The 24725-nt window shown below is 64.2% G+C and carries 26 protein-coding genes; 8 read left to right on the top strand and 18 right to left on the bottom strand.

The genetic code is table 11. From position 1 onward, the window contains the following. Positions 1-203 precede the first annotated feature (203 nt). From AIOL_RS05370 to AIOL_RS05340, 8 genes are all read right to left on the bottom strand, one after another. Positions 204-548: a hypothetical protein gene (locus AIOL_RS05370; protein ID WP_049642042.1), complete on the bottom strand. Its 345-nt coding sequence runs from the start codon at positions 546-548 to the stop codon at positions 204-206. Positions 549-620: 72 nt separating this feature from the next. Beyond that, positions 621-758, bottom strand: coding sequence for a hypothetical protein (locus AIOL_RS25690; RefSeq protein WP_200898736.1), 138 nt, complete (start codon positions 756-758; stop codon positions 621-623). A 202-nt stretch (positions 759-960) separates the two neighbouring features. Next, positions 961-1344: a DUF6497 family protein gene (locus AIOL_RS05365; RefSeq protein WP_152912378.1), complete on the bottom strand. Its 384-nt coding sequence runs from the start codon at positions 1342-1344 to the stop codon at positions 961-963. Next, complete coding sequence (locus AIOL_RS05360; RefSeq protein ID WP_049642040.1) at positions 1341-2081, bottom strand: hypothetical protein; 741 nt, start codon at positions 2079-2081, stop codon at positions 1341-1343. Before AIOL_RS05360 ends, AIOL_RS05365 begins: the two co-directional genes overlap by 4 nt. Then, positions 2078-2473 carry a RidA family protein gene (locus AIOL_RS05355; protein WP_049642039.1) on the bottom strand — a complete coding sequence of 132 codons (396 nt, stop codon included), beginning with the start codon at positions 2471-2473 and terminating at the stop codon, positions 2078-2080. The genes AIOL_RS05360 and AIOL_RS05355 overlap by 4 nt, the downstream gene beginning before the upstream one ends. Further along, positions 2473-2808, bottom strand: a complete 336-nt coding sequence (locus AIOL_RS05350) for a hypothetical protein (protein ID WP_049642038.1) — start codon at positions 2806-2808, stop codon at positions 2473-2475. Before AIOL_RS05350 ends, AIOL_RS05355 begins: the two co-directional genes overlap by 1 nt. Before the next feature lie 2 nt (positions 2809-2810). Beyond that, on the bottom strand, positions 2811-3698 hold the full coding sequence (locus AIOL_RS05345; protein WP_152912377.1) for an Abi-alpha family protein: 888 nt from the start codon (positions 3696-3698) through the stop codon (positions 2811-2813). Between the two features lie 9 nt (positions 3699-3707). Further along, positions 3708-5234, bottom strand: coding sequence for an acyl-CoA carboxylase subunit beta (locus AIOL_RS05340; protein WP_049642036.1), 1527 nt, complete (start codon positions 5232-5234; stop codon positions 3708-3710). Positions 5235-5438: 204 nt separating this feature from the next. Between AIOL_RS05340 and AIOL_RS05335 the strand changes: the two genes are divergently transcribed. From AIOL_RS05335 to AIOL_RS05320, 4 genes are read left to right on the top strand one after another with little or no spacing between them, the layout of a single operon-like run. Next, positions 5439-6554: a Hint domain-containing protein gene (locus tag AIOL_RS05335; protein WP_049642035.1), complete on the top strand. Its 1116-nt coding sequence runs from the start codon at positions 5439-5441 to the stop codon at positions 6552-6554. 36 nt (positions 6555-6590) lie between these two features. Continuing rightward, positions 6591-7616 (top strand): trans-3-hydroxy-L-proline dehydratase, encoded by a 1026-nt coding sequence (locus AIOL_RS05330; RefSeq protein WP_049642034.1) that lies wholly within the window; start codon positions 6591-6593, stop codon positions 7614-7616. Positions 7617-7670: 54 nt separating this feature from the next. Continuing rightward, the gene (locus AIOL_RS05325; protein WP_049642033.1) at positions 7671-8894 is read left to right on the top strand and encodes a multidrug effflux MFS transporter; all 1224 of its coding nucleotides are present in this window, start codon (positions 7671-7673) and stop codon (positions 8892-8894) included. A gap of 50 nt (positions 8895-8944) precedes the next feature. Beyond that, the gene (locus tag AIOL_RS05320) at positions 8945-10333 is read left to right on the top strand and encodes a helix-turn-helix domain-containing protein (RefSeq protein WP_049642032.1); all 1389 of its coding nucleotides are present in this window, start codon (positions 8945-8947) and stop codon (positions 10331-10333) included. On the opposite strand, the gene AIOL_RS05315 is transcribed toward AIOL_RS05320, so the two are convergent. After that, on the bottom strand, positions 10330-12525 hold the full coding sequence (locus tag AIOL_RS05315; RefSeq protein ID WP_049642031.1) for a primosomal protein N': 2196 nt from the start codon (positions 12523-12525) through the stop codon (positions 10330-10332). The two genes, AIOL_RS05320 and AIOL_RS05315, sit on opposite strands and share 4 nt — an antisense overlap. A 46-nt stretch (positions 12526-12571) precedes the next feature. After that, positions 12572-13192, bottom strand: a complete 621-nt coding sequence (locus AIOL_RS05310; protein ID WP_049642030.1) for a LysE family translocator — start codon at positions 13190-13192, stop codon at positions 12572-12574. Between the two features lie 90 nt (positions 13193-13282). Here AIOL_RS05310 and fsa point away from each other — a divergent pair, with 90 nt between their 5' ends. Further along, complete coding sequence (gene fsa / locus AIOL_RS05305; protein ID WP_049642029.1) at positions 13283-13936, top strand: fructose-6-phosphate aldolase; 654 nt, start codon at positions 13283-13285, stop codon at positions 13934-13936. Positions 13937-14288: 352 nt separating this feature from the next. Here the strand turns inward: fsa and AIOL_RS05300 are convergent, their stop codons facing one another. Then, the gene (locus AIOL_RS05300; RefSeq protein WP_049642028.1) at positions 14289-15308 is read right to left on the bottom strand and encodes a ribose-phosphate pyrophosphokinase; all 1020 of its coding nucleotides are present in this window, start codon (positions 15306-15308) and stop codon (positions 14289-14291) included. A gap of 106 nt (positions 15309-15414) precedes the next feature. On the opposite strand from AIOL_RS05300, the gene AIOL_RS05295 reads away from it, so the two are divergent. Then, positions 15415-16014, top strand: coding sequence for a 2-hydroxychromene-2-carboxylate isomerase (locus tag AIOL_RS05295; RefSeq protein WP_049645273.1), 600 nt, complete (start codon positions 15415-15417; stop codon positions 16012-16014). Further along, positions 16015-16815: an alpha/beta fold hydrolase gene (locus AIOL_RS05290; RefSeq protein ID WP_049642027.1), complete on the top strand. Its 801-nt coding sequence runs from the start codon at positions 16015-16017 to the stop codon at positions 16813-16815. A gap of 9 nt (positions 16816-16824) precedes the next feature. On the opposite strand, the gene AIOL_RS05285 is transcribed toward AIOL_RS05290, so the two are convergent. From AIOL_RS05285 to AIOL_RS05255, 7 genes are all read right to left on the bottom strand, one after another. Beyond that, entirely contained in the window at positions 16825-17175 is a 351-nt protein-coding gene (locus tag AIOL_RS05285; RefSeq protein ID WP_049642026.1) for an H-type lectin domain-containing protein, read from the bottom strand. A 122-nt stretch (positions 17176-17297) separates the two neighbouring features. Continuing rightward, the gene (locus tag AIOL_RS05280) at positions 17298-17669 is read right to left on the bottom strand and encodes a F0F1 ATP synthase subunit epsilon (RefSeq protein WP_049642025.1); all 372 of its coding nucleotides are present in this window, start codon (positions 17667-17669) and stop codon (positions 17298-17300) included. Between the two features lie 98 nt (positions 17670-17767). Then, entirely contained in the window at positions 17768-19192 is a 1425-nt protein-coding gene (atpD, locus tag AIOL_RS05275) for a F0F1 ATP synthase subunit beta (protein WP_049642024.1), read from the bottom strand. Between the two features lie 19 nt (positions 19193-19211). Further along, the gene (locus AIOL_RS05270; protein ID WP_049642023.1) at positions 19212-20081 is read right to left on the bottom strand and encodes a F0F1 ATP synthase subunit gamma; all 870 of its coding nucleotides are present in this window, start codon (positions 20079-20081) and stop codon (positions 19212-19214) included. Between the two features lie 12 nt (positions 20082-20093). Next, entirely contained in the window at positions 20094-21632 is a 1539-nt protein-coding gene (gene atpA / locus AIOL_RS05265) for a F0F1 ATP synthase subunit alpha (RefSeq protein ID WP_049642022.1), read from the bottom strand. 1 nt (position 21633) lies between these two features. After that, the gene (locus tag AIOL_RS05260) at positions 21634-22194 is read right to left on the bottom strand and encodes a F0F1 ATP synthase subunit delta (RefSeq protein ID WP_049642021.1); all 561 of its coding nucleotides are present in this window, start codon (positions 22192-22194) and stop codon (positions 21634-21636) included. A gap of 729 nt (positions 22195-22923) precedes the next feature. Continuing rightward, entirely contained in the window at positions 22924-23697 is a 774-nt protein-coding gene (locus AIOL_RS05255) for a class I SAM-dependent methyltransferase (RefSeq protein WP_049642020.1), read from the bottom strand. Positions 23698-23759: 62 nt separating this feature from the next. On the opposite strand from AIOL_RS05255, the gene gloB reads away from it, so the two are divergent. Continuing rightward, positions 23760-24521: a hydroxyacylglutathione hydrolase gene (gene gloB, locus AIOL_RS05250; protein ID WP_049642019.1), complete on the top strand. Its 762-nt coding sequence runs from the start codon at positions 23760-23762 to the stop codon at positions 24519-24521. The last annotated feature ends 204 nt before the right edge of the window (positions 24522-24725 follow it).

Genomic DNA, 24725 nt, shown 5'->3' with positions numbered 1-24725 from the left:
GACCCAAGAAGGGCCAGACCAGAGAGAAGGGGAAGGGTAACGGATAGGGCGCGTGATCGTTACTTGTTGGGTAGGTACGCACGCCCTGACACCGACATTGCCCATTGCCGTGGGCGCTGCAAAGCCCCGCCGCGACTCGCGCTCTAGATGCGCGCATTCCGGCCCAAAATAGCGGGTCCCAAGCGGGTTTGCGCCGATTCGCATCACAAAAAAATCTCGGGGAATGTGGTGCGCGCCAGATCGGCATCAATCCGCAAAAGCGCGTCGTAATCCTCTGGGTCAAAGGGGTCCTCGGCGGGCAGGACCTCGCGCCCAAAGAGCCAGCTCAATCGCCCGGCGTCCAGGTTGCCGCGCTCAAAGGGCTCCTCGCCGAACTGCTCCCACAGCGCCTGTATGAAGCCCAGATCCGCGCGCCGATCCGCAGGCCTGCGATCCGCGTGGCGCTCGCGGCGCACAATAGCGGTGACCCCACGCGGGTTGGCGCGGCGGATGGTGAACTGGAAATCGGTGCCGGGAAGGCGGCCAGGAAAGCCGCGGTGCTTCAGCATGCGCGTGCCCCCCGTTGGGCCGCGATGCGGGAGTGTTCGGGGGCGGGCACCAGGGCCCGCCCCGCGAAGCTTTTACTTGTACTTGCCGGTGTGTACGGGCTCTTCGGTAACGATGGGCTCGACAAACACGGTTTCTTCTTCTTGCTGACCGCACGCGGCGACGAGGCCGAAGAGGCCCAGGCAAAGAACGAGTTTGATGCTGTTCGACATCTCTGTCTCCTGTCAAAACGACGAAGACCACGCGCGCCTTGAGTTGCGCCCAGCCTCCGCAGCGAAAATACGGTCACTGTCCGGTAACCTTCTTTGACGTTATCGCATCCAATTTGGGATTGGTATCCATAAAGCACAGCAAGAAAGCCCTGTGGCCCCTTTGCATCAGCGGGTTTTCGCCCGTCAGAACGTTGCGGTCGCATCAGAAACCCTCCCAGATGCATTTGCCGTCCTCGATGAGGAAGGCCTCGAAGAATTGCGTGGCTTCCGGCGTGGCTTGGCCGAACACCACAGGACGGTCCATAAACGTGATCACAACGCGGTCTGGCGCGACGTCAAAGCGACCGAGATCGGCCACCACGAAGGTCCCGCAGAGCGCCTCGATATCGGCCAAAGCCGTCTCGACCGGCACGGTTCCGCCGTCGCGCGAGATGCCCGGCGTCAAGAAGCGGTACCGCCATAGGCCGCCCTCATGCGCATCCGCGTCCTCCACGACGTCATAAAAGCTGATCTCCTGCCCAGAGGGCACGGATACCGGATCCGCCCAGACAGGGCCCGCCAAGAGAAGGACGCACAGCGCTCTCATTTGCGCCCCTTGCGCACCAGGACGCGCTTGCATCCCGGCCCGCTCGAAAGAACCACGACACGGCCAAGGTTGGACAACAGCCGCTTGTTCTCCTGGAAGGCCTGGTTGCGCAGATCCAGGATAACCGCGCCCCCCGGCGCCAGACCGAAGCGGAAGAACGGCAGGTACATGTCCACCGGGAAATGGTAGCCGCAACTTAGAAAAGAGACTGCAAGATCAGGCTCTTGCCCCTCTTCAAGCTCGTCTTCCTCCGGGTTCCAGGTGGTGATCTTCTCCGGCGGCACCCCGTTCTCGGTCAGGAACCTTTGCGCGGCTTGCAGGCTGGTATAGGCCGCAGCCTCGTCCTCGAAGCCAAAGTGGCGCCGGTCATTGTTCTCGATGTCGATCAGCAGCAGTTCGGCATCGTAACGGGCATGCGCGAAGAGATCGAAGAAGCCATACCCACAGCCGATATCCGCGATCTTTTTGGGCCGCAATTCGTCGAGCGTGGGCTGCAGTGTTTCGAATTCGGTTTGGATCACACGGGCGGCGCGCTGTGCCAGCACCACTCCGTTTGACTGCACCTCGGCGCGCAGCCGCGTCTCGTCCCCCGCGATCCATTGCCGGATCACGTCGCCGGGGCGTTTGACTCCGGTCAGCACTTCCGAGCGCTGCAGCACGATATTCACCAGGTCAGATTGACCGAGCATATTGTAGTTCAGGCTCGAGGGGTCGATGTCGCGGTCGGCTGTGATCACAAATCAGGCCTCCGCGCGACACAGTCGATCTCGACCAGAGCGCCCACCGCCAATGCGGTCACGCCCACGGTGGTGCGGGCGGGCAAACGCGCGGGTTCGAAATGTGCTAGATAGGCCTGATTGAAGGCCTCATAGTCGCGCTCGAACTCCGTCAAATACGCTCGGCATTGCACGATATGGTCAAGCCCTAGCCCCAATTCGCCGAGAATCAGCGCCAGATTCGCAAGCACTTGTTCGGTTTGTGCAGTGATTCCCTCGGGCAGCGGAGCGTCCGGCGCCGCCGGATCGGTGGGCATTTGGCCCGTGAGGATCACCCAGCCATCCGATTCCACCGCGTGGGAAAACGGCGCTACCGGCCGGGGGCCTTTGTCGAAGAGGAAGAAGTCTGGCATTAGGTTCTCGCTTTTGCATAGGCCAGCCAACGGCGGCGATGCGTGTTTGAATTTAAAAGGTCTTCAACCCATTCACTCGCCAATGGGTGAACATGCCGGGCGACCCGCCCCCCTGCCCTCACCTGGAACACCTCGCCCAACTCGACCTCGACCGCGGGGCAGAACCCTTTGATCTTTTGCAGCTCGCGCCACATGTCCTGGCGGATCTGATGGGCGAGCCGCAACGCCTTGCACGGCGGGAACTCCGCCCGCGCCGAGACGTCCCAGCGCACCGGCTTGCGACGCGTGACGAGAACGCGGGTCTCGGATTGCTCTACGATCCAAGTGTTGGGCATCGTTATTGCTCACCCAGACACGCAAGAATAAAAGACTTCCCAAGCGCTGTGATCGCCAGAAGCTCTACCGTAACCAAGCAGCAAATGTTGGCGCCGTATCTCCCCTTAAAGTCTTCAGTGAACTCGGGCGAATTAACCACAAATGTCTCTACAATATCTTCCACAATTCCTAATCGCCTTAGAAGCTCAACGACGTGGATCCCTTCGTAGTGAGAAACCTCATGCGAAGAGCCACCCCACGCCAATTCCTCCCGGTTGGGTATCGCTCCGGAACTTTTGTGAACATGAATCGACTTCACGTGAAGACCTACCCCCTCAAGGTTGTTGATTTTTGTTCCCAAAACCTCTTCGGATAATTCTTCCGCACTCCAGTTGCGTTCCTTCTTCTCAAAAAAGTCACGAAAACGTTCGACGTTTTGGGAGAAAAGTTCGTTGGTGAATTCATGTTCGCCATCCTGGCAGAAGAATAGGCGCAGGAAGTGATAATGTTCCGACGCCATTTCCGATAAAATTTGTTTAAAGTAGTAGTGGCTAGGTTGCCGCTCTTTGGACGCTGAGACGAGCAGACCGGCCCATAAATCTGTCAAATCCTCTCCCGATTCCTCCGGCTCCTCGAGAGATGCGCCTTCCATCCAACCGATTAGAAATTTAGGCGGTACAGGTTCTATATTTAAACCTTGATTTTCCGCGATCTCTTTTGCCTTGGATAAAGCACGGATTGCATTTTCTTGGCGAAAAGTTCGCACCAAATCACCGATGGCACCCAAAGAGTCAGTAAAGGGGCTTAAGGCATCCGACAGTTGGTTACCGAGCCGCTGCCCAACACCTCCTGTTGTCGAAAGCTTAGCGCCTCCGGGGGATACCTCGAGCTCGAACTTTTCATCACCCATAACGTCAGCTCACAACGGAATGTTATCGTGCTTTTTCCACGGGTTCTGCAGCTGCTTGCCCCGCAGCGACGCAAAGGCTCGGGCCACGCGCTTGCGGGTGTTGCGCGGCATGATCACCTCGTCGATGAACCCCTTCTCAGCGGCCACAAACGGGTTGGCGAACCGGTCCTCGTAATGCTTGGTCTCGGCCTCGATCTCTTCCGGCGACTTGCCGCGATGGATGATCTCGGTCGCGCCCTTGGCGCCCATCACCGCGATCTCTGCCGTGGGCCAGGCATAGTTGAAGTCGCCGCGCAGGTGCTTGGAGGCCATCACGTCATAGGCGCCTCCATAGGCCTTGCGGGTGATCACCGTGACCTTGGGCACCGTCGCCTCGCCATAGGCGAAGAGCAATTTTGCCCCGTGTTTGATGACGCCGCCATATTCCTGCGACGTGCCCGGCAGGAAGCCCGGCACATCCACCAAGGTCAGGATCGGGATCTCGAACGCGTCGCAGAATCGCACGAATCGCGCGGCCTTGCGGCTGCTGTCGATATCCAGGCAGCCCGCCAGCACCATCGGCTGGTTGGCCACCACGCCCACGGTCTGGCCCTCTAGCCGCACGAAACCAGTGACGATGTTCTTGGCGAAATCCTCTTGGATCTCGTAGAAATCGCCCTCATCCGCCAACTTATGGATCAATTCCTTCATGTCATAGGGCGTGTTGGGGTTCGCGGGGATCAGCGTGTCCAGGCTGGTCTCGGCCCGCGCGGGGTCGTCAAAGAAGGGCCGCACGGGCGGCTTCTCTCGGTTGTTGAGCGGCAGGAAATCCACCAGGCGGCGGACCTCCGCGAGCGCCTCGACATCATTCTCGAACGCGCCATCGGCGACGGAGGATTTCTTGGTATGGGTGGAGGCGCCGCCGAGTTCCTCGGCGGTCACGACCTCGTTGGTCACGGTCTTCACCACATCGGGGCCGGTGACGAACATATAAGAGGTGTCTTTGACCATGAAGATGAAGTCCGTCATGGCGGGCGAGTAAACCGCGCCGCCGGCGCAGGGCCCCATGATCACGCTGATCTGCGGCACCACGCCGGAAGCCATGATGTTGCGCTGGAACACCTCGGCGTAGCCAGCGAGCGAGGCCACGCCCTCTTGGATTCGGGCGCCGCCCGAATCGTTAATCCCGATCACCGGGGCGCCGTTCTGCACAGCCATGTCCATGATCTTGCAGATCTTCTGCGCGTGCGTCTCGCTGAGAGATCCACCGAACACCGTGAAATCCTGGCTGAACACATAAACCATGCGCCCGTTGATCGTGCCCCAGCCGGTGACCACGCCGTCGCCCGCAGGGCGCTGCGCTTGCATGCCGAAATCAGCGCAGCGATGGGCCACGAACATGTCGAACTCCTCAAAGGAGTCCTCGTCCAGCAGCAGCTCGATGCGCTCGCGCGCGGTCAGCTTGCCCTTGGCGTGCTGCGCCTCGATCCGGCGCGCTCCTCCGCCCTGTCGGGCGTCCTCGCGGCGCGCCTCAAGCTCGGAAAGGATATCTTTCATGGGGTTTGCCTCCCTGAGAATTTGCGGCAAACTACGCGGCGGCACGGCGAAGGGGAAGCGGTTTTCAGTAAATTTGCAAATCCCTTGAGCCGTCTCCAGAGTAAATTGCAAACTTGCTAATAACCACCCTGTGACGCCTATACCCCCATTCAGGGATCCTTAAGGACAATGGGTTAAAAGCGCGTTGGTTTTTGGCGCGTTATCATGTCGGCCTATATTTCAGAGCTGGACTACTACGGCACCGCGGATGCCGAGTTTGTCGAGATCGCCGTCGCGGCGGGCACCGACGTCTCTGGCTATACTATCGTGCATTACGACGGGTTTGGGACCGTGGTGGACACCTTTTCCTTGGGCGTGATGACGGGGACGATGGGCGGCAAGGACGTCTACGTGCTGGATGACCGGACGGCGGGCTGGGATTATGGCGATCCCTCCGGCACGCTATGGGCGGATGACGCCCTCGCCCTTGTGGATGATACGGGATCCGTGCTGCAATTCGTCTCGTGGCAGGGCTATACGGTCACGGCCATCGCAGGTCCTGCCGCCGGCCAAACCAGCGTCAATGTCGGGACCATCGTCGATATCGCGAACGGGTCCGTGCAGTCCGACGACGGCGGAAGCACGTATTTCAGCCAAAGCAGTCAGAATCCTGATGTCATTCCGGCCTGCTATGCGACGGGCACACGTATCCAGACTCTGATAGGACCGCGCCCGGTCGAAACCCTGCGCGCCGGTGATGCGCTTACAATCGCCCAGGGTGACCCTGTCACGGTTCGCTGGGTCTATGCCGGTGCCACGCCCGCCGAAGCGGCGGCAACGGCAGATGCCGTTAGCATCCCGGCCCACGCAATGGGGCCAGGCAGGCCCCGGCGCCCCCTTCTTGTGTCCCCGCAGCATCGCGTTTGCGTCGGCGGCTTTGGGCAGTTCGCGACGTTGTTTTCTGCGCCCCACTTCCTGCCAGCCAAGGCGCTCATCGGGTTGCCCGGGGTGCACCAAGTGACGCTACCCGGCTCCTCGCAGTGGCACCATCTGGCCTGCGCCCGCCACCATGTTATTGCGGCGGAGGGGCTTTACTCCGAGACGATGCTGCTGGGTCCGATGGCCGTGAGCGCGCTGCCCGTCGCCGCGCGCGAGGAAGTGCAAAGCCTATTTGGGCACAGCGCTGGCTCCGCGCCCCTGAACGGCACGCCCGCACTGCCCTGCCTGACCGTAGGCGCCGCGCGTCAGGCCATCTTTGGGCGGCGCGGTCCCGGCAATCTCTCGCCCCGTCGGGCCCGGGCGCGGCATTCAGCGTTTGTACCGGCACCGTGCTTGACCTAACCTGCGTGGCGTGCGGATAGCGGCAAGTCGGGGAACATGCGCTCTGATATCGTGATCCAGATAGTCTCGGCCCATGCCGAAGGCGAAGTCGGCAACGTCATAACCGGCGGCGTCGCGCCTCCGCCCGGCGAGACGCTCTGGGCGCAGCGCGATAACCTGGCCGCGGATGGCGCGCTGCGCGATCTGCTGCTGCATGAGCCGCGCGGCGGGGTCTTTAAGCATATCAACATGCTGGTCCCACCGAAGGACCCGCGCGCCGCGATGGGGTTCCTGATCATGGAGCCGGTGCACACCCCTCCCATGTCCGGCTCTAACGCCATCTGCGTGGCGACGGTCTGTTTGGAAACGGGGCTGGTGCCGATGGTCGAGCCGGTGACCGAATTCATCCTAGAGGCGCCTGCAGGCCCGATACCCATCCGCGCCGAATGCCGCGATGGCAGGGCCGAAAGCATCGAATTCACCAACGTGCCAAGCTTTGCCGACAAGCTGGACCAGAAACTGGAGGTCGGGGGGCTTGGCACGCTGACCGTCGACACCGCCTGGGGCGGCGACAGCTATTGCATCGCGCGGGCCGATGAGATCGGGCTGGAGCTGCGCCCCGAGGAGGGCCGCGAGATCGCCGAGCTTGGCGCGCGCATCACCCGCGCCGCCAATGAGCAGATCGGGTTCCAGCACCCGACGCAGCCCTGGGATTTTATCTCGTTCTGCCAGTTTGCGGCGCCGGTGACCGAGATCGACGGCGTCAAGACCGGGCGCAACGCCGTGGTCATCGACCCCGGCAAAATCGACCGCTCGCCTTGCGGCACGGGGACCTCGGCTCGGATGGCGGTGCTGCACGCCCGCGGCGAGCTGCGCGCCGGTGACGCCTTTACCAGCCGCTCGATCATCGACGGGCGGTTCGACTGCCGCCTGACGGCAGTGACCCAGATCGGTGACCGCCCCGCAATCATCCCAAGCATTAAGGGCCGCGCATGGATCACCGGCACGCACCAGGTCATGCGCGACCCCAATGATCCCTGGCCGCGCGGCTACCGGGTTGGGGACACCTGGCCGCTGCGCTGAGCCCCTGCGCCAGCGCACATGGACATCCCCGCGACGCCCCCCTAACCTTACGCAATGACCGAACGCCCCGTCGTCCGATTTCTGGACCGCACCACCCCACCGCATATCATCACTCTGATCCTGATCACCGGGGTCTCTGTGCTGTCGATGAACATCTTCCTGCCCTCACTGCCGGGCATGGCGGCCTATTTCGACACCGAGTACCGCCTGATCCAGCTGAGCGTGCCGGTCTACCTGGCGATGAACGCCGTCTTGCAATTGGCGGTGGGCCCCATCTCGGATCGCTATGGGCGGCGGCCGGTGCTTTTGGTGGGGTTCTCACTTTTTGTGCTGGCCTCCATCGGCTGCCTCCTGGCGCCCAATGTCGAGGTTTTCCTGGCCTTCCGGATGGCACAGGCCAGTGTCGTGGTGGGCATGGCGCTGAGCCGCGCGGCGGTGCGCGATATGGTGCCGCAGGATCAGGCGGCCTCGATGATCGGTTATGTGACTATGGGCATGGCGGTGGTGCCGATGATCGGGCCGGCCTTTGGCGGGGCCTTGGACCAAGTCTTTGGCTGGAAAGCGAATTTCGTGCTCTTGGCGGCGCTGGGCGCGGCCATGGTGGCGCTGATCTGGGCCGATATGGGCGAGACCGCCAAGAACCGGTCGGCAAGCTTCGCCGAGCAGCTCCGCCAGTATCCAGAGCTTTTGTCGGCCCGCCGCTTTTGGGGCTACTGCCTGACGGCGGCCTTCGGCAGCGGGGCGTTCTTTGCCTATCTCGGCGGCGCGCCCTTCGTGGGCACGGATCTCTACGGTCTCAGCTCGTTCTGGCTGGGGATCTATTTTGGCGCGCCCGCCCTGGGCTACCTGTCCGGGAACTTCCTATCCGGGCGCTACTCGGTGCGCTTCGGCATCAACGCGATGATCGCATGGGGGACGGTGATCATCACGATCTCCATGGGCGCGCTGCTGTTGGCGTTCTGGGCGGGATTGGGCAGTGCCGAGCTGTTCTTTGGCATGATGACGCTGCTGGGCCTCGGCAACGGCATGATGATGCCGAACGCCCAGGCGGGCATGCTGTCCGTGCGGCCACATCTGGCGGGGTCGGCCGCGGGGCTGGGCGGCGCGATCATGATCGGCGGCGGCGCGGCGCTTTCGGCGTTGGCCGGGGCGCTTCTGACGCCCCAGTCGGGCGCCTATCCGCTTATTCTCATTCAGTTTATCGTCGCGGCGCTTTCGCTTGCGTCGATCCTATACGTCGTGCGACGCGAGCGCTCCCTGCCCGCCGCCGCCGAATAGCGGTTTTGCAAAGACTAGCGCTGGGCTTTGCAAAGCGCTAAGCCCGTCGCATGGCAACTCAGAAACTCTATGCGGGTGTAAAGCTGCGCGAATTGCGCACGCGCCTTGAACTGACGCAGAAGGCTTTCGCGGAAAAGCTGGGTGTGTCGTTGCCCTACCTCAACCAGATGGAGAACAACAACCGCCCGGTCTCGACCGGCGTTGTGCTCGCATTGGCGGGGGAGTTCGGGCTGGATGTGACCGAGCTGTCCACCGGCGATGCCGAGCGCATCGTTGTCGATATGCGCGAGGCGCTGGCCGATCCGGTCTTTGCCGACGGCGCCCCGCCCTTGGGCGACCTGCGGCTTGCGGCGTCGAATGCACCGGCGCTGGCGCGGGCCTTTCTTGGCCTGCATCGCGCCTATCGGCAAAGCCAAGAAAGGCTGGCCTCGCTGGATGAGGCCTTGGGGCGAAATGACAGCTCTGTGCAAGCCAGCCCGTGGGAAGAGGTGCGGGACTTCTTTCACTATTGCGACAATTACATCGACGCGGTGGACCGTTCCGCCGAACGGTTTGCCAGCCAGGGCCTGACCCATGGGCAGCCAGAGGACGCGATGCGCGATCTGGGTTATTCTGTCGAATTGCAGGATATGGCCATGCTGCGTTCCTTCGATCCGGACAGCAAAACGCTTGCGCTTAGCGCACAATCGGATCCTTCTACCCGGCGCTTTCAGATCCTGCATCAGATTGCACTGATCACACAAAACGACTTGATTGACGCCACGCTGGATCTCGCGCGCTTCCAGACCCAAGAGAGTCGTGAAATTGCAAAGATCGGGCTGGCGAACTACTTTGCCGGGGCGGCTCTGATGCCTTACGCGCGCTTCATGGCGGCCGCGGTCGAGACCCGCCACGACCTTGAGCGGCTGGCCGACATCTTTGGGGCCTCCATCGAGCAGGTCGCCCATCGGCTCAGCACGCTGCAGCGCCCCCAGGCGCGGGGCATCCCGTTCTTTTTTGTGCGCGTGGACCAGGCCGGCACGATCACCAAACGGCACTCGGCCACGCGGCTGCAATTCGCGCGCTTCGGCGGCGCCTGCCCGCTTTGGAACGTGCATCAGGCGTTCGAGACGCCGGGGCGCTTCTTGCGGCAAATGGCGGAGACCCCGGACGGCGCGCGCTATCTCTGCCTGGCGCGGGACGTCTCTAAGCCTGGCGGCAGTTTTAAGGCGCCGATCCGGCGCTATGCCATCGGGTTAGGCTGCGAGATCGCCCATGCCGACAAGCTCGTCTATGCCGACGACTTGGATGTGAGCAACCTCTCGGCCTTCGAACCGATTGGGATCTCTTGCAGAATTTGCGAGCGCCAGGGCTGCCATCAGCGCTCTGTGCCGCCCCTGGAACGCCGCTTGCAGGTCGATACGAACACCCGCGGCGTGCTGCCCTACGAGATCGGCTAGTAAAAGCTCTGCGGGTCGATGTCGATCGACAGGCGCAGGTTGTTTGGCAATCGCAATTGCCCCACCCAGCGCGCCAGCGCGGCCTGGATCGGCGCGGTCTTTTCGGCCTTCACCAGCAGGCGCACGCGGTGCCGCCCGCGGATGCGCGCAATCGGCGCCGGAGCGGGCCCAAAGACCTGCGCGCCGATCTGGCGCAATGGCGCGTCGTGACGCGCCAGCTCCTGCCCGACATCAAAGACTTCCTGCGCGTCGGGCGAGCTCAGCACGATCCCGGCCATCCGCCCATAGGGCGGCACCCCGGCCTGCCTGCGTTCCGCCGCCTCGGCGCGCCAAAAACTCTCCTCGTCACCAGCCAGAATCGCGCGGATCACCGCGTGCTCGGGCTGATAGGTCTGCAAAAGCGCCGTGCCGGGCTTTTCGGCCCGTCCCGCGCGGCCCGAGACCTGCCGCATCAGCTGAAAGGTGCGCTCGGCGGCGCGCAGGTCCGACCCCTGCAGCCCCAGATCCGCATCAATGACCCCCACAAGGGTCAGCAAGGGAAAGTTATGCCCCTTGGCCACCAGCTGCGTGCCGATGATCACGTCGGCCTCGCCCGCCGCGATCGCCTCGATGCGTTCCTTCAACGCCCGCGCCGAGCCGTAGAGATCTGAGGACAGGACCGAGATCCGCGCGTCGGGGAACAGCGCCTCGGCCTCCTCCTGCATACGCTCCACCCCCGGCCCCACCGGCGCCAGCCGCCCCTCGGCGTCGCAGCTGGGGCATTTCTCGGGCATCGGCTTGGTCTCGCCGCATTGGTGGCACATCAGGCGCTTGAGGAACCGGTGCTCGACCATGCGCGCGTCGCAATGGTCACAACCGATCTGGTTGCCGCAGGCCCGGCAGAGCGTCACCGGCGCGTAGCCCCGCCGGTTCAGGAACAAAAGCGACTGCTCGCCCAGCTCCAGCCGCTTGCGGATCTCACCCTGCACCACCGTCGAGATCCAGCGGTTCGGCGGCAGCTTCTCGTCGCGCATATCCACCGCGCGCAATGTCGGCAGCACCGCGTCGCCAAAGCGCGAGGTGAGCTGGATCTTGCGGTACTTGCCCGCCTCCACATTGGCCCAGCTCTCCAGCGACGGTGTAGCCGAGGCCAGCACCACCTGCGCGCCGTTGATCGAGGCCCGCAGCACCGCCATGTCGCGCGCGTGGTACAGCGCGCCGTCTTCCTGCTTGTAAGAGGTGTCGTGCTCTTCATCGACCACGATCAGCCCCAGGTCGCGGAACGGCATGTAAAGCGCCGAGCGCGCGCCGACGACAAGCTGCGCCCCGCCCTCGCCCACCATGCGCCACGCGCGGCGGCGCTCGGTCATGGTCACACCGGAATGCCATTCGGCGGGGCGCGCGCCAAACCGCTTCTCGACGCGGTCCAGGAACTCGCCCGTTAGGGCGATCTCGGGCAGCAGAACCAGGGCCTGGCGCCCTTTGGACAGGCAGGCAGCCACGGCCTCTAGGTAGACCTCCGTCTTGCCCGACCCGGTGACCCCCTGCAGCAATGTCGTGCCGTAGGCACCGGTTAGGATCGCGGCCCGCAGGGCCGCCGCCGCCTCGGCCTGGTCGTCGGCCAGCGCCTTGCCCGCGACCTCGGGGTCGAGCCGCGGATAGGGCAGATCCCGCGGCGTGTCCTCCTCGCGCACGACGCCCTGCTTGACCAGGCCCTTAACCACCGAGGGCGAGACCCCGGCCATCTCCGCCAGCTCGCGCAGGGTAAAGGACAGCCCGCCGTAATCCGACAGCGTCTGCACCACGCGCCGGCGCGCATCCGTGGCCCGGTCGGGCGCGCCCGAACCCAGGCGGTAGATCTTGCGCATCGAGGGCGGGTCGCCCAAACCGGGCGAGCGCGTCGCCAGCCGCAGCATCGTGGGCATCGGCGTTAGAGTGTAATCGCCCACGCGGGTCAGGAACTCCTGCATCTCCTCGCGCATTGGCACCACGTCAAGCACGCGGATCACCGAGCGGACCTTTGAGATGTCCCAATCGCCGCGCCCCGGCCCCCAGACCACGCCCAGCACCTTGCGCGGGCCCAAGGGCACCTCGACGAACGCCCCCGCCATGCAGCCGCCCTCCGGCGCCTTATAGTCCAGCAGGCGGTCCAGCGGCTGCGTGGTCAGCACGCCAACCAGCGCGCCCTCGTCAAAGAAGCCGGGGCCGCTCATCCGCCCGAACCGGGCGTCGTCGCTATATGCGTCTGTCGCGCCAAGTCTAAGCCCGCCGCAGCGTTGCGGTCGCAACGCCCATCGCCACCAAAACGCCTCCGCCGAGACGCGTCAGCCAGGCGATCACCCGCGGCCGGCCGATGAAGTCGCGCATACGCGCCGCCAACAGCGCGTAGATCAGCGCATTTGCCGCCGCCAATCCAACGAAAGTGCCGATCAGGATCGCGAATTGCGGCAGCAAATTCGCCGCAGGGTCCAGGAACTGCGGCACGAAGGCGATGAAGAACGCGATGGATTTGGGGTTCAACGCCGTCACCAGGCAGGCATGCCAGAATATGCCGCTCTGGCTGGCGGCATCCGGCGTCAACGCCAGCGAGGCCTGCCCGGCGCTGCGCCACAGCTTCACGCCGAGGTAGATGAGATAGGCCGCGCCCGCCCATTTCAGCACCGTGAATAGCGTTGCAGAGGCCAGCACGATCGCCCCCAGCCCCACCAAAGACGCGGTCATGGCGATGAAATCGCCCAGCCCCACGCCCAAAGCGGTCGAGACCGCCACGCGCCGCCCGTGCCCAATCGCATAGCTCAGCACCAAAAGCACCGTCGGCCCCGGGATCGCCAGCAACACCAGCGTCGCCGCCACAAACGCCATCCAAATTGTGAAATCCATCTCTCATCCTTGATGCTATCGGGTTTCCGATCATGCCCGTTTGCGCTATCACGCGCCCGAACCGACTCCTGAGCCCTGAGGTAATCCCAGATGAAATTCTTTGTCGATACCGCCGAAGTAGATGCAATCGCCGAATTGAACGAACTTGGCATGGTGGACGGGGTCACAACCAACCCCTCGCTGATCATGAAGTCCGGCCGCGACATCAAAGAGGTCACCAAAGAGATCTGCGATCTGGTCGACGGGCCGGTCTCGGCCGAGACCGTGGCACTGGACGCCGAAGGCATGATCGCCGAGGGCCGCGAGCTGGCCAAGATCGCCGAGAACATCGCCATCAAGGTGCCGCTGACCTGGGCCGGGCTGAAGGCCTGCAACGTGCTCACGAACGAGGGCCGCATGGTCAACGTCACGCTCTGCTTCTCGGCCAACCAGGCCCTGCTGGCGGCGAAGGCGGGTGCGACCTTCATCTCGCCCTTCATCGGGCGGCTGGATGATCTGAACCTCGAAGGGCTGGATCTGATCGCCGATATCCGCGAGATCTACGACAATTATGGCTTTGAGACGAACATCCTGGCGGCCTCCATCCGCTCGGCCAACCATATGTCGGAATGCGCCAAGATCGGCGCCGATGTGGCCACCGCGCCCCCGGGCGTGATCAAGAAGATGGCCGATCACGTGTTGACCGATAAGGGGCTGGACGCGTTCATGAAGGACTGGGCTTCCACGGGTCAGACGATCCTCTAGCGATGTTTGATTCTGGTCTGGGGCGGGCGTTGCCAACAAACGCACCGCCCTGACAACGCTTGCCGACACCAGGTGCAGCGGAATTCTAGCAATGAAACCGCCCGAGCTTGCCTCGGTCAGCGGCCGACCTCCCCCAGGAGGCCGCTTTTGCGACGTTGCATTCAATTGAAACGTCGCGATTTCCGGAGACTTCTCTGCTGGTTGACCTGATGCGCAAGCGTCCTCCAGGTCGGCCGCTGCCCGGGTTGTGCTCGGTTCAAGGCGGAGCCCCCGGGTCAAGCCCGGGGCGGGTTTCTAATCACCCCTCCCGGCCCTTTCCGACCGCCGGACACTGGTCATCACGAACCCAATCCTAGATCGGGCTATACGTGCCCTCATAGATCGGCAGCAGCGTGTCGGTATGCAGCAGCGACGAGATCGACGTGCCGTTCCAGGTGTTCAGGATCGCCTGCGCGAACATCGGCGCGGTTGGCACGATGCGGATGTTCTTGGCGTTGCGCGTGGCCTCGGTGGGCTCGATCGTGTCGGTGATCACCAGGCTCTTCATGACAGAGTTCGTGACGCGCTCGATGGCGGGCCCGGACAGCACCCCATGGGTGATGTAGCTGTGCACCTCCTTGGCGCCGGCCTGCATGATGACCTCGGCGGCCTTGCAGAGCGTGCCGGCGGTGTCCACGATGTCGTCGATGACGATGCAGGTGCGGTCCTTGACCTCGCCGATCACGGTCATCTCGGCGATCTCACCGGGCTTCTCGCGGCGCTTGTCCACGATGGCCAGGGGGCTGCCGATCCGCTTGGCCAGCTCGCGCGCGCGGCCCACCCCGCCCACATCGGGTGAGACGATGGTGACGTTCTCCAGCCGCTTCTTGAAGTGGTGCTGGATATCCAGCGCAAAGATCGGCGCCGCATAGAGGTTGTCCACCGGGATGTCGAAGAAGCCCTGGATCTGCGAGGCGTGCAGGTCCATCGTCAGGACCCGTTCAACGCCGGCGCCGGTGATCATATTCGCCACCAGCTTGGCCGAGATCGGCGTGCGCGACTTGGTGCGACGATCCTGGCGCGCGTAGCCGAAATAGGGGATCACCGCGGTGATGCGCGCCGCCGAGGAGCGCCGCAGCGCATCGGCCATGATCAGCAGCTCCATCAGGTTGTCATTGGCCGGGTTCGAGTTCGGCTGGATCACATACATGTCCTCGCCGCGCACGTTCTCGAAGACCTCAACGAAGATCTCGCCGTCGTTGAAGCGCTCCACCCGGGCATCTACAAGGCCGAGGTTCATGCCGCGATGCATCGACATGCGCCGCGCGACGGCGCTAGCGAGTTGCTTGTTGGCGTTTCCGGAGATCAGTTTGGGTTCGGTGATGGTGGCCATGGCAGCGCGGTCCTTGGTTTCCGTCGGATGACGGTTTCGTGTCGTTGAACCTCCCCTAGCATCCCGATACGGTCTTGCAAACATGATCCCGCATCGGAGCGCAAAGATGGCTAATATCGACTACTACTTCGCAACAATCTCGCCCTTCACTTACCTAGCGGGGACCCGCCTGGAAGAGGTCGCGGCGGCGCATGGTGCCGCGATCACCTATAAGCCGATGGACCTGATGGCCGTCTTTGGGCGCACCGGCGGCGTTGCCCCAAAGGACCGCCACGCCAGCCGCATAGAGTACCGCGCCCAAGAGCTGCGCCGCGCCGCCATCAAGACCGGGCTGCCAATGAGCAACCCGCCCGCCTTCTTCCCCACCAATATGGCGCCCTCCAGCTATGCCATTATCGCCGCGCAAAAGGCCGGCGGCGGCGACCTGGGCGCGCTGACGCATTCCTTCCTGCGCGCCTGCTGGGCCGAGGACAAGAACATCGCCGAGGATGACGTGATCCGCGCCTGCCTTGAGGCGGCGGGCTTTGACCCGGCGCTGGCCGATAGCGGCATGCTCTCAAGCGCCGATGAATACGCCGCCAACACCGAAGAGGCGGTCAACCGTGGCGCCTTTGGCGCGCCCTTCTACATCACCGATGGGGACGAGCGCTTTTGGGGCGGCGACAGGCTGGACGACCTGGACGCGCATCTGGCGGGCAAGGTCTAAGTGCCAAACGGGCGTCGCGGTGGCACGGAGTGTTACTGGCGAGAATGGGGAGAGGGGGCGCCCGAGGCGCTCCTGATCCACTGCACGCTGGCGCATTCCGGCGCCTGGAAGGGGCTCGCGCCCCTGCTGGGGCGCCCCGCCGTGGCGTTCGACATGCCGGGGCATGGGCGCTCGGGGCCGTGGGACCGCGCGCGCGACCTGCATGATCAGACCACCGCGATGGCAGAGGACTTCCTCACGGGCGACGCGCCCATGAACGTCATAGGGCACTCCTTTGGCGCAACGGTGGCGCTGCGTTTGGCGTTACAGCATCCCGCACGCGTGCGGCGGCTTGTGCTGATCGAGCCGGTCTATTTCGTCGCCGCGCAGGGCACCGAGGAATTCGAGGCCCATGCCGCGATGATGGCGCCCTTCAACGCTGCGATTGAAGACGGCCGGACGGTCGCCGCCGCCCGCGCCTTCACCGAGAAATGGGGCACCGGGGCGCGCTGGGATGACCTGCGGCCCGACCAGCGCGCGGCCCTGGCCGAGCAGATCACGCTGGTGCCCGCCCAAGCGGGCGCGATCTTTGAGGACGGGCCCGGGCTCTTGGCTCCGAGACGGCTAGAGGGCTGCGCGGTGCCGGTGCTGTTGGCGCAGGGGGAACATGCCTGGCCGGTGATTGATGCGGTGAACGCGGCGCTGGCCGCGCGGTTGCCACATGCCTCGCGTGCCACGATCCCTGGCGCCGGTCACATGGCGCCGATCACCCACCCCGAGGCGGCCGCGGAACACATCAGAGCTTTCTTCGCGCCTCACTGAACCGGCGCCTCACCGCACGTCCCAGCTGTCGTCATGCGGCAGCGCGCCGTAGGACATCCAATCGGCGCGGATGCGCGCCACGCGGCTGTCCCCCCAGGTGCGAAACACCAGGTCGAACCCCTTCTCGGTGATCTTATCGGCGTAGATATCGGCGCGCTGGTTGCGCTCGCGGTCCATATCCCACATCGAGATCGAGACATAGACCATCGGGATGTCCCGGTAGGGTTCCGAGAACTTCACCTTCTTGCGGATGGTGCGCGAGCCGCTGCCCGTCCACATCTTACCGCCCTGCTCGAAGTCGGAGAACATTACCACCGACCCCTGGTCTATCCCGACAACTTGGCTGTCTAGTCGCTTCATCTTGCTGTCACGGCGCGCGCCGCGTTCTGAATATTTATGCCTCGGCCACTAGGCCCATAAAACGCCAGCAGCCGCCAGAATTTTCTGACGGCTGCCGGTAAAATGTCGCGGTCTGGTGCGGGTTAAACGCCCAGTTCGCTCCGCAGGGCGGCCAGATCGGCGGCCTTTTTGGTGGCCGCGTCCGATCCGTCACCCTCGGTCGCAAGCCCGTCCAAGAAGGCCGCGTCCACGTCGCCCTTGGCCATGGCCTGCTCGGCCAGAACGCTCAGCGTGGTCCCGGTGATCTCGGCGAAGCCGCCGGAGACGACGTACTCCTGGTCGCCATCGGCGCCCTTGGCGCGCACGATACCGGGGCGCAGCGTGGTGATCACCGGCATGTGATCCGCCATGGCGGTCATGTCGCCCTCGGCGCCGGGGATCAGCACCTCGGTGGCGTCAAAGGACGCCAGCTTGCGCTCCGGCGAGACCAGATCGAATTGCAATGTGTCAGCCATCTAGCTTTCCTTCCGCAGGTTTGGTGGGCAGATTGCCCACCCTACTCGGAACAGTTTCGTCTGTGCGTAGGGTGGGCAATTTGCCCACCCTCCCACGTTTAGGCGGCTTCCGCGGCCATGCGCTCGGCCTTGGCGATCACGTCATCGATCCCGCCGACCATGTAGAACGCACCCTCGGGCAGGTGGTCGAACTCGCCGGCCACCACGCGCTCGAACGAGCTGATGGTCTCTTCAAGCGGCACCTGGATGCCAGGCGAGCCGGTGAAGACCTGCGCCACGTCGAAGGGCTGCGACAGGAAGCGCTGGATCTTACGCGCGCGGCTCACGGTCAGCTTGTCCTCTTCCGACAGCTCGTCCATGCCGAGGATCGCGATGATGTCCTGCAGCGACTTGTAGCGCTGAAGGATCTGCTGCACCTCAGAGGCCACGCCGTAGTGGCGCTCGCCCACAACGGCGGGGTCCATCAGGCGCGAGGTCGAATCCAGCGGGTCCACGGCGGGGTAGATGCCCAGCTCGGAGATCGCGCGCGACAGCACCGTGGTGGCGTCGAGGTGCGCGAACGAGGTCGCCGGCGCCGGGTCGGTCAGGTCGTCGGCGGGCACGTACACGGCCTGCACCGAGGTGATCGAGCCCGACTTGGTCGAGGTGATCCGCTCCTGCATGGCGCCCATGTCGGTGGCCAGGGTCGGCTGGTAGCCCACCGCCGAGGGGATCCGGCCCAGCAGCGCCGAGCATTCCGAACCCGCCTGGGTGAAGCGGAAGATGTTGTCGACGAAGAACAGCACGTCGGTGCCGGACTGGTCGCGGAACTGCTCGGCCAGGGTCAGGCCGGTCAGCGCCACGCGCATGCGGGCTCCCGGAGGCTCGTTCATCTGGCCATAGACCAGCGCCACTTGGCTTTCCGACAGGTTGTCGGGCTTGATCACGTTGGATTCGATCATCTCGTGGTAGAGGTCGTTGCCCTCACGGGTACGCTCGCCCACGCCCGCGAACACCGAGAAGCCCGAGTGCACTTTGGCGATGTTGTTGATCAGTTCCATGATCAGAACCGTCTTGCCCACGCCGGCACCGCCGAACAGACCGATCTTGCCGCCCTTGGCGTAGGGCGCCAGCAGGTCCACAACCTTGATGCCGGTCTCCAGCACTTCCGATTCCGTCGACTGCTCGGCGAATTCCGGGGCGGGCTGGTGGATGGCGCGGGTCTCGGTGGCGTCCACGGGGCCGCCCTCGTCCACGGGCTCGCCCACGACGTTCAGGATGCGGCCCAGGGTGGCGTTGCCCACCGGCACGGTGATCGGGCCGTCCAGGTCGGTCACGACCTGGCCGCGCACCAGACCCTCGGAGGAGTCCATCGCGATGCAGCGCACGGTGTTCTCACCGAGGTGCTGCGCGACCTCCATCACCAGGCGGTTCCCGTTGTTGTCCGTCTCAAGCGCGTTGAGAATTTCGGGCAGGTGGTCGTCGAACTGCACGTCGACAACGGCGCCGATGACCTGGGTCACTTTGCCTTTTGCGTTTGCCATTTCTGTTGTCTCCGGTTTCTTAGAGCGCCTCGGCGCCCGAAATAATTTCGATCAGCTCGTTGGTGATCACGGCCTGACGCGAGCGGTTGAACTCGATGGTCAGCTTGTCGATCATTTCACCAGCGTTGCGGGTGGCGTTGTCCATGGCGCTCATCCGGGCGCCCTGCTCGGAGGCGCCGTTCTCTAGCAGACCGGCGAAGATCGCGGTCGCCACGGCCTTGGGCAGCAGGTCGGCCAGGATCTCGTCCTCGTCCGGCTCGTAGTCGTAGAAGGTGCTGTCCGCGGCCTCCTCCGGCACCGGGGCGGGGATGATCTGCTGCGCGGTCGGGATCTGGCTGATCACGGACTGGAACTTCGAGTAGAAGAGCCAGGCCACGTCGAACTCGCCGCCGTCAAAGCGGCCCAGCACGTCGTTGGCGACGTCCTGCGCGTTGGCGTAGCCGATGCGCTTGACCTCGCTGAGGTCCACATGGCCGACATTAAGGTCGCCGAGGTCGCGCTTCAGGGCCTCGCGGCCCTTCTTGCCGACGGTCAGGATCTTGACGGTCTTGCCCGCGGCCTGCAGCTCTTGGGCCTTGGCGCGCGCCAGCTTGGCGATGTTGCCGTTGAAGCCACCGCAGAGGCCCCGCTCGGCGGTCATCACAACCAGCAGATGGGTCTGATCGCTGCCGGTCCCGGTCAGAAGCTTTGGCCCCTGCCCGCTCTCGGCGGCGCTGGCGGTCAGGCCCGCCAGCACAGCGTTGAAGCGCTCCGTATAGGGGCGCGAGGCCTCAGCAGATTCCTGTGCCCGCCGCAGTTTCGCGGCGGCCACCATCTGCATGGCCTTGGTGATCTTGCGGGTCGATTTGACCGACTCGATCCTGTTTTTGAGGTCCTTAAGGCTGGGCATCTGCCAGGATCCTTATTCGAAATCAGCGGCGTAAGCGTCCAGCGCGGCGCGGATCTTGTCCTCGGCCTCACCCTTGATCTTGGGGTCCTCGGTGGTGATCCAGTCCAGCAGGTCCTGGTGCTTGTTGCGCAGATGCGCGACCAGGCCTTGCTCGAACCGGCCAACCGCGCGGACGTCGATGCCGTCCAGGTAGCCCTTGGTGCCGGCGAAGATCACACAGACGATCTCGGCGTTGGTCAACGGCGAGTACTGCGGCTGCTTCATCAGCTCGGTCAGGCGCGCGCCGCGGTTCAGCAGCTGCTGGGTCGCGGCGTCCAGGTCGGAGCCGAACTGCGCGAAGGCCGCCATCTCGCGGTACTGCGCCAGCTCCAGCTTCACCGGGCCCGCGACGGATTTCATCGCGTTGGTCTGGGCCGAGGAGCCCACGCGGCTCACCGACAGGCCGGTGTTCACGGCGGGGCGGATGCCCTGGTAGAACAGCTCGGTCTCAAGGAAGATCTGGCCGTCGGTGATCGAGATCACGTTGGTCGGAATAAACGCCGACACGTCGCCGCCCTGGGTCTCAATGATCGGCAGCGCCGTCAGCGAGCCCGCGCCGTTATCCTCGTTCAGCTTCGCCGAACGCTCCAGCAGGCGGGAGTGCAGGTAGAACACGTCGCCGGGATAAGCTTCGCGGCCCGGCGGGCGGCGCAGCAGCAGCGACATCTGGCGGTAGGACACGGCCTGCTTGGACAGGTCATCATAGATGATCAGCGCGTGGCGGCCGTTGTCGCGGAAGTACTCGGCCATCGCGGTCGCAGCGTAGGGCGCCAGGAACTGCATCGGCGCCGGGTCGGACGCGGTCGCGGCCACAACGATGGAGTATTCCATCGCGCCGGTCTCTTCGAGCTTCTTCACCAGCTGCGCCACGGTGGAGCGCTTCTGGCCCACGGCGACGTAGACGCAGTAGAGCTTCTTGCTCTCGTCGTCGCCGGCGGCCTCGTTATAGACCTTCTGGTTCAGGATGGCGTCCAGCGCCACGGCGGTCTTGCCGGTCTGGCGGTCGCCAATGATCAGCTCGCGCTGGCCGCGGCCGATCGGGATCATCGCGTCAACGGATTTCAGGCCGGTCGCCATCGGCTCGTGCACGGATTTACGCGGGATGATGCCGGGGGCCTTCACGTCGGCCACGCGGCGCTCGGAGGCCTTGATCTCGCCCTTGCCGTCCAGCGGGTTGCCCAGCCCGTCCACAACGCGGCCCAGCAGGGCGTCGCCCGCGGGCACGTCCACGATCGAGCTGGTGCGCTTAACGGTGTCGCCCTCTTTGATGTCGCGGTCCGAGCCGAAGATCACCACGCCGACATTGTCGGCCTCAAGGTTCAGCGCCATGCCCATGATGCCGCCGGGGAACTCGACCATCTCGCCGGCCTGCACGTTGTCCAGGCCGTAAACGCGGGCGATACCGTCACCGACCGAGAGCACCCGGCCTACTTCATCAACCTCGGCCTCTTGGCCAAAGTTCTTGATCTGATCCTTCAGGATCGCGGAGATTTCCGCAGCTTGGATCGCCATCTTATCCGACCTCTTTCATTGCGTTCTGGAGGTTAGCGAGCTTGGAGGCGATCGAGGTGTCGATCATCTTCGAGCCCACCTTAACAATAAGACCGCCGATGAGGCTCTCATCAACGGTCGCGTTCACGTTCACATCTTTGCCGACCTGGGCCTTGAGGGTCTTGGCCAGTTTCTCGGTCTGTGCCTTGGTCAGGGCCTTGGCGCTGGTGACCTCGGCGGTGACCTCGCCCTTCTCGTCCGCGATCAGCCCGCGCAGCGCCGACAGCAGCTGGGGCAGCACGAACAGGCGGCGCTTCTGCGCCATCAGGGCCAAGAGGTTGGCCAGATTGCCTGACAGGCTCATCTTTTTGGCGATCGCGGTGATCGCCCCCTGGCTTTCCGCGCGGGTATAGATGGGCGAGGTGATCAGGGCGCGGAAATCGTCGCTCTCGGCCAAGGCGGCCTCCAGCGCGTCCAGGTCACTCTCAACCGCGGGCAGGGCTTTTTCTTCTTTGGCCAGCTCAAAGATGGCCGTAGCGTAGCGTGCGGCGATGCCGACAGAGATCGAAGCGTTCTCGGACACGTCCGTCCTTCCGATAGTTAGGCCCGATTGTGTACGATTGTATACAGTCCAGGCAGCCCAGACGGATCGGCCCTTGCAGGCACCCCCGTCGAAATCGCGCTTCATCTAGCAGAGGGGTTTACGTGGCGCAACACCCTTGCAAACTATCCACATTTTCAATGTTTGTTTAATTTCAGAGACTTATCGCCAGGTGCGACGGATTGCTGCGCCGATTTTCCCGATTGCTTGGTCATTTTGCCCCCTTCCCGGACGGGTGCGGGGTCCGAAACAGGGTCCTGGCGCGCGATTCTGGCCTCCCGCCGAAAGAACGCATAAAGAACAGATGCCGAGACGCGATCCCGTCAGCCGGTTTCGTCCGGGCACTGAAATCGCCGCATGGCGCCCAGCGGCACGTGACGCGACACAATTTTCTTGCAAGAAAATTGCGAAACTCTTGCAAGAGTTTCTGCAACGCGCGCCGCATTGATCCGCCATGCGCAACCTCTCGACATCCGCGGACCCAACTTTCCTTTGAAGGAAAGTGCAAATCTCTTGAAAGAGATTTGGCGCGCCAAAAAAAGGGCGCTCTGTGAATCCTTAATTCCGCCAGACGGCGCGCCATGCGCCAGCCCATCGCCTCCCCGACCGGGGACTTCCACAGAAACAAACCTAAACCCGAAACCCAACGCGCCGAGCCGCAATCTCCCGCCCTCTCATGCACCTCTGGCCGTTAAGCGCCGCGAAAGCGGCTCACTTTAGCCGCGAAGAGACATCGAACCCGGCCACGGGCTTGGCCGCCGGTTTCGTCACGCCCTCCAGGATCCGCATTGGGCGGCGCGCGGCCTCCACCAGCCCCGACGGGCGGATGAACGCCTCCTTGGAGGCCTCCACCATCAGCACGCCGCCCGCGATGCCCGAGGACAGCCGCTGGCCGTTGCGCTCGATCAGCGGGCCCAGCTTGAGCCAGAACTTGCGCTCCGAGGGCGGCTGGAACAGCGCCCCCCGGTGCCGCTCGGGGACGAAGCCATGGCGGCGCAGCTGCGCCTCGAGCTGGCCCAGCGAGTAGGGCCGGCCAAAGCCGAACGGGGTCTTGTCGCGGCGCAACCACATGCCCCGCCGGTTCGGCACGATGAACAGGGCGCGCCCTCCGGGCGCCAGCACGCGGGCGCATTCCTCCAGCAGGCGCGAGGGGTTCTCGGATGTCTCAAGCCCGTGCAAAACCAGCAGCTTATCGGCCTGCCCCGTCTGCAGCGGCCACAGGGTTTCCTCGCAGAGTACGCTGACATTGGGTTGCCCGGCGGGCCAGGGCATCACGCCCTGCGGCCCGGGCATCAGCCCCACCACCCGGCGCGCCTGGCCCAGGTAGGGGCGCAGCATCGGCACAGCGAATCCAAAGCCCACCACGGTCTGCGCCTTGGCCTCGGGCCAGAATCGCGTCACCTGCTCGCGCAGCACGCGCTGCGCCGCGCGGCCAAGCCCCGTGCGGTAGTAGAAGTTCCGCAGATCCAGCACGTCCAGATGCATTGCGGATGGCGCTCCCTTGGTTCACTCTTGCGCCATACATACCCTAGCCGCGAGCAAAGACCATGCCCTTAGAGATCGTCACCGTCCCCTGCCGCTCTGATAACTACGCCTTCCTGGTGCATGACAGCGATGCGGGCCGGACGGCGCTGGTGGATGCGCCAGAGGCGGCGCCGATCCAGGCCGCGCTGGCAGAGCGCGGCTGGTCGCTCGATATGATCCTGATCACCCACCACCATGACGACCATGTGGACGGCTTGGCCGCCCTGCGAAACGGGGCCATGGTGGTGGGAGCCCGCGCCGATGCGCATCGGTTGCCGGCGCTGGACCGGGCCGTCGCCGAGGGCGACAGCTTTGATTTCGCGGGGCATTCCGTGCAGGTCTTCGATGTCTCCGGCCACACGGTGGGGCATATCGCCTTCTACATGGCGGACGCGAACGCGGTCTTCACCGCCGACAGCCTGATGGCCCTGGGATGCGGGCGGCTGTTTGAAGGCACTGCCGCGCAGATGTGGGCCAGCCTGTCCAAGATCGCCGCGCTGCCGCCCGAGACGCTCGTATGCTCCGGCCACGAATACACCGCCGCCAACGCGCGGTTCGCGCTGACGGTAGAGCCCGCAAACGCGGCCCTCAAGGCGCGCGCCGAAGAGATCGCCGCCGCCCGCGCCGCGGGCACGCCCACGGTGCCGTCCGTTTTGTCGCAGGAGCTTGCCACAAACCCGTTCCTGCGCGCCCACCTGCCCGAGGTGAAGGCCGCGATCGGCCTGCAGGCGGCCTCTGACACAGAGGCCTTCGCCGAGATTCGCAGCCGCAAGGACAACTTCTAACCGCGCCGCGCCCCTTGTCCGGGCCCGGCGGACGCCTATCTGACATCAACGCGTGGGGGCGTTCGGCCGGGTTTGACCTTGGGTCAATTCGGGCGTTTCATCCACAATCTGCGCGCAGTGGTTGCGCGAATGCCAAAAAAAAGGGCCCCGATGGGAAAATGTGACCGATTTAGCGTAAATATCTCTTGAAGCTTGGCCGATAAA

Origin of the sequence: Candidatus Rhodobacter oscarellae, assembly GCF_001078595.1 — a bacterium.
In the GTDB taxonomy this organism is placed as follows: domain Bacteria; phylum Pseudomonadota; class Alphaproteobacteria; order Rhodobacterales; family Rhodobacteraceae; genus Rhodobacter_B; species Rhodobacter_B oscarellae.
The sequence above is the reverse complement of the archived record's forward strand: the minus strand, read 5'-3'. Positions and strand labels throughout refer to the sequence as shown.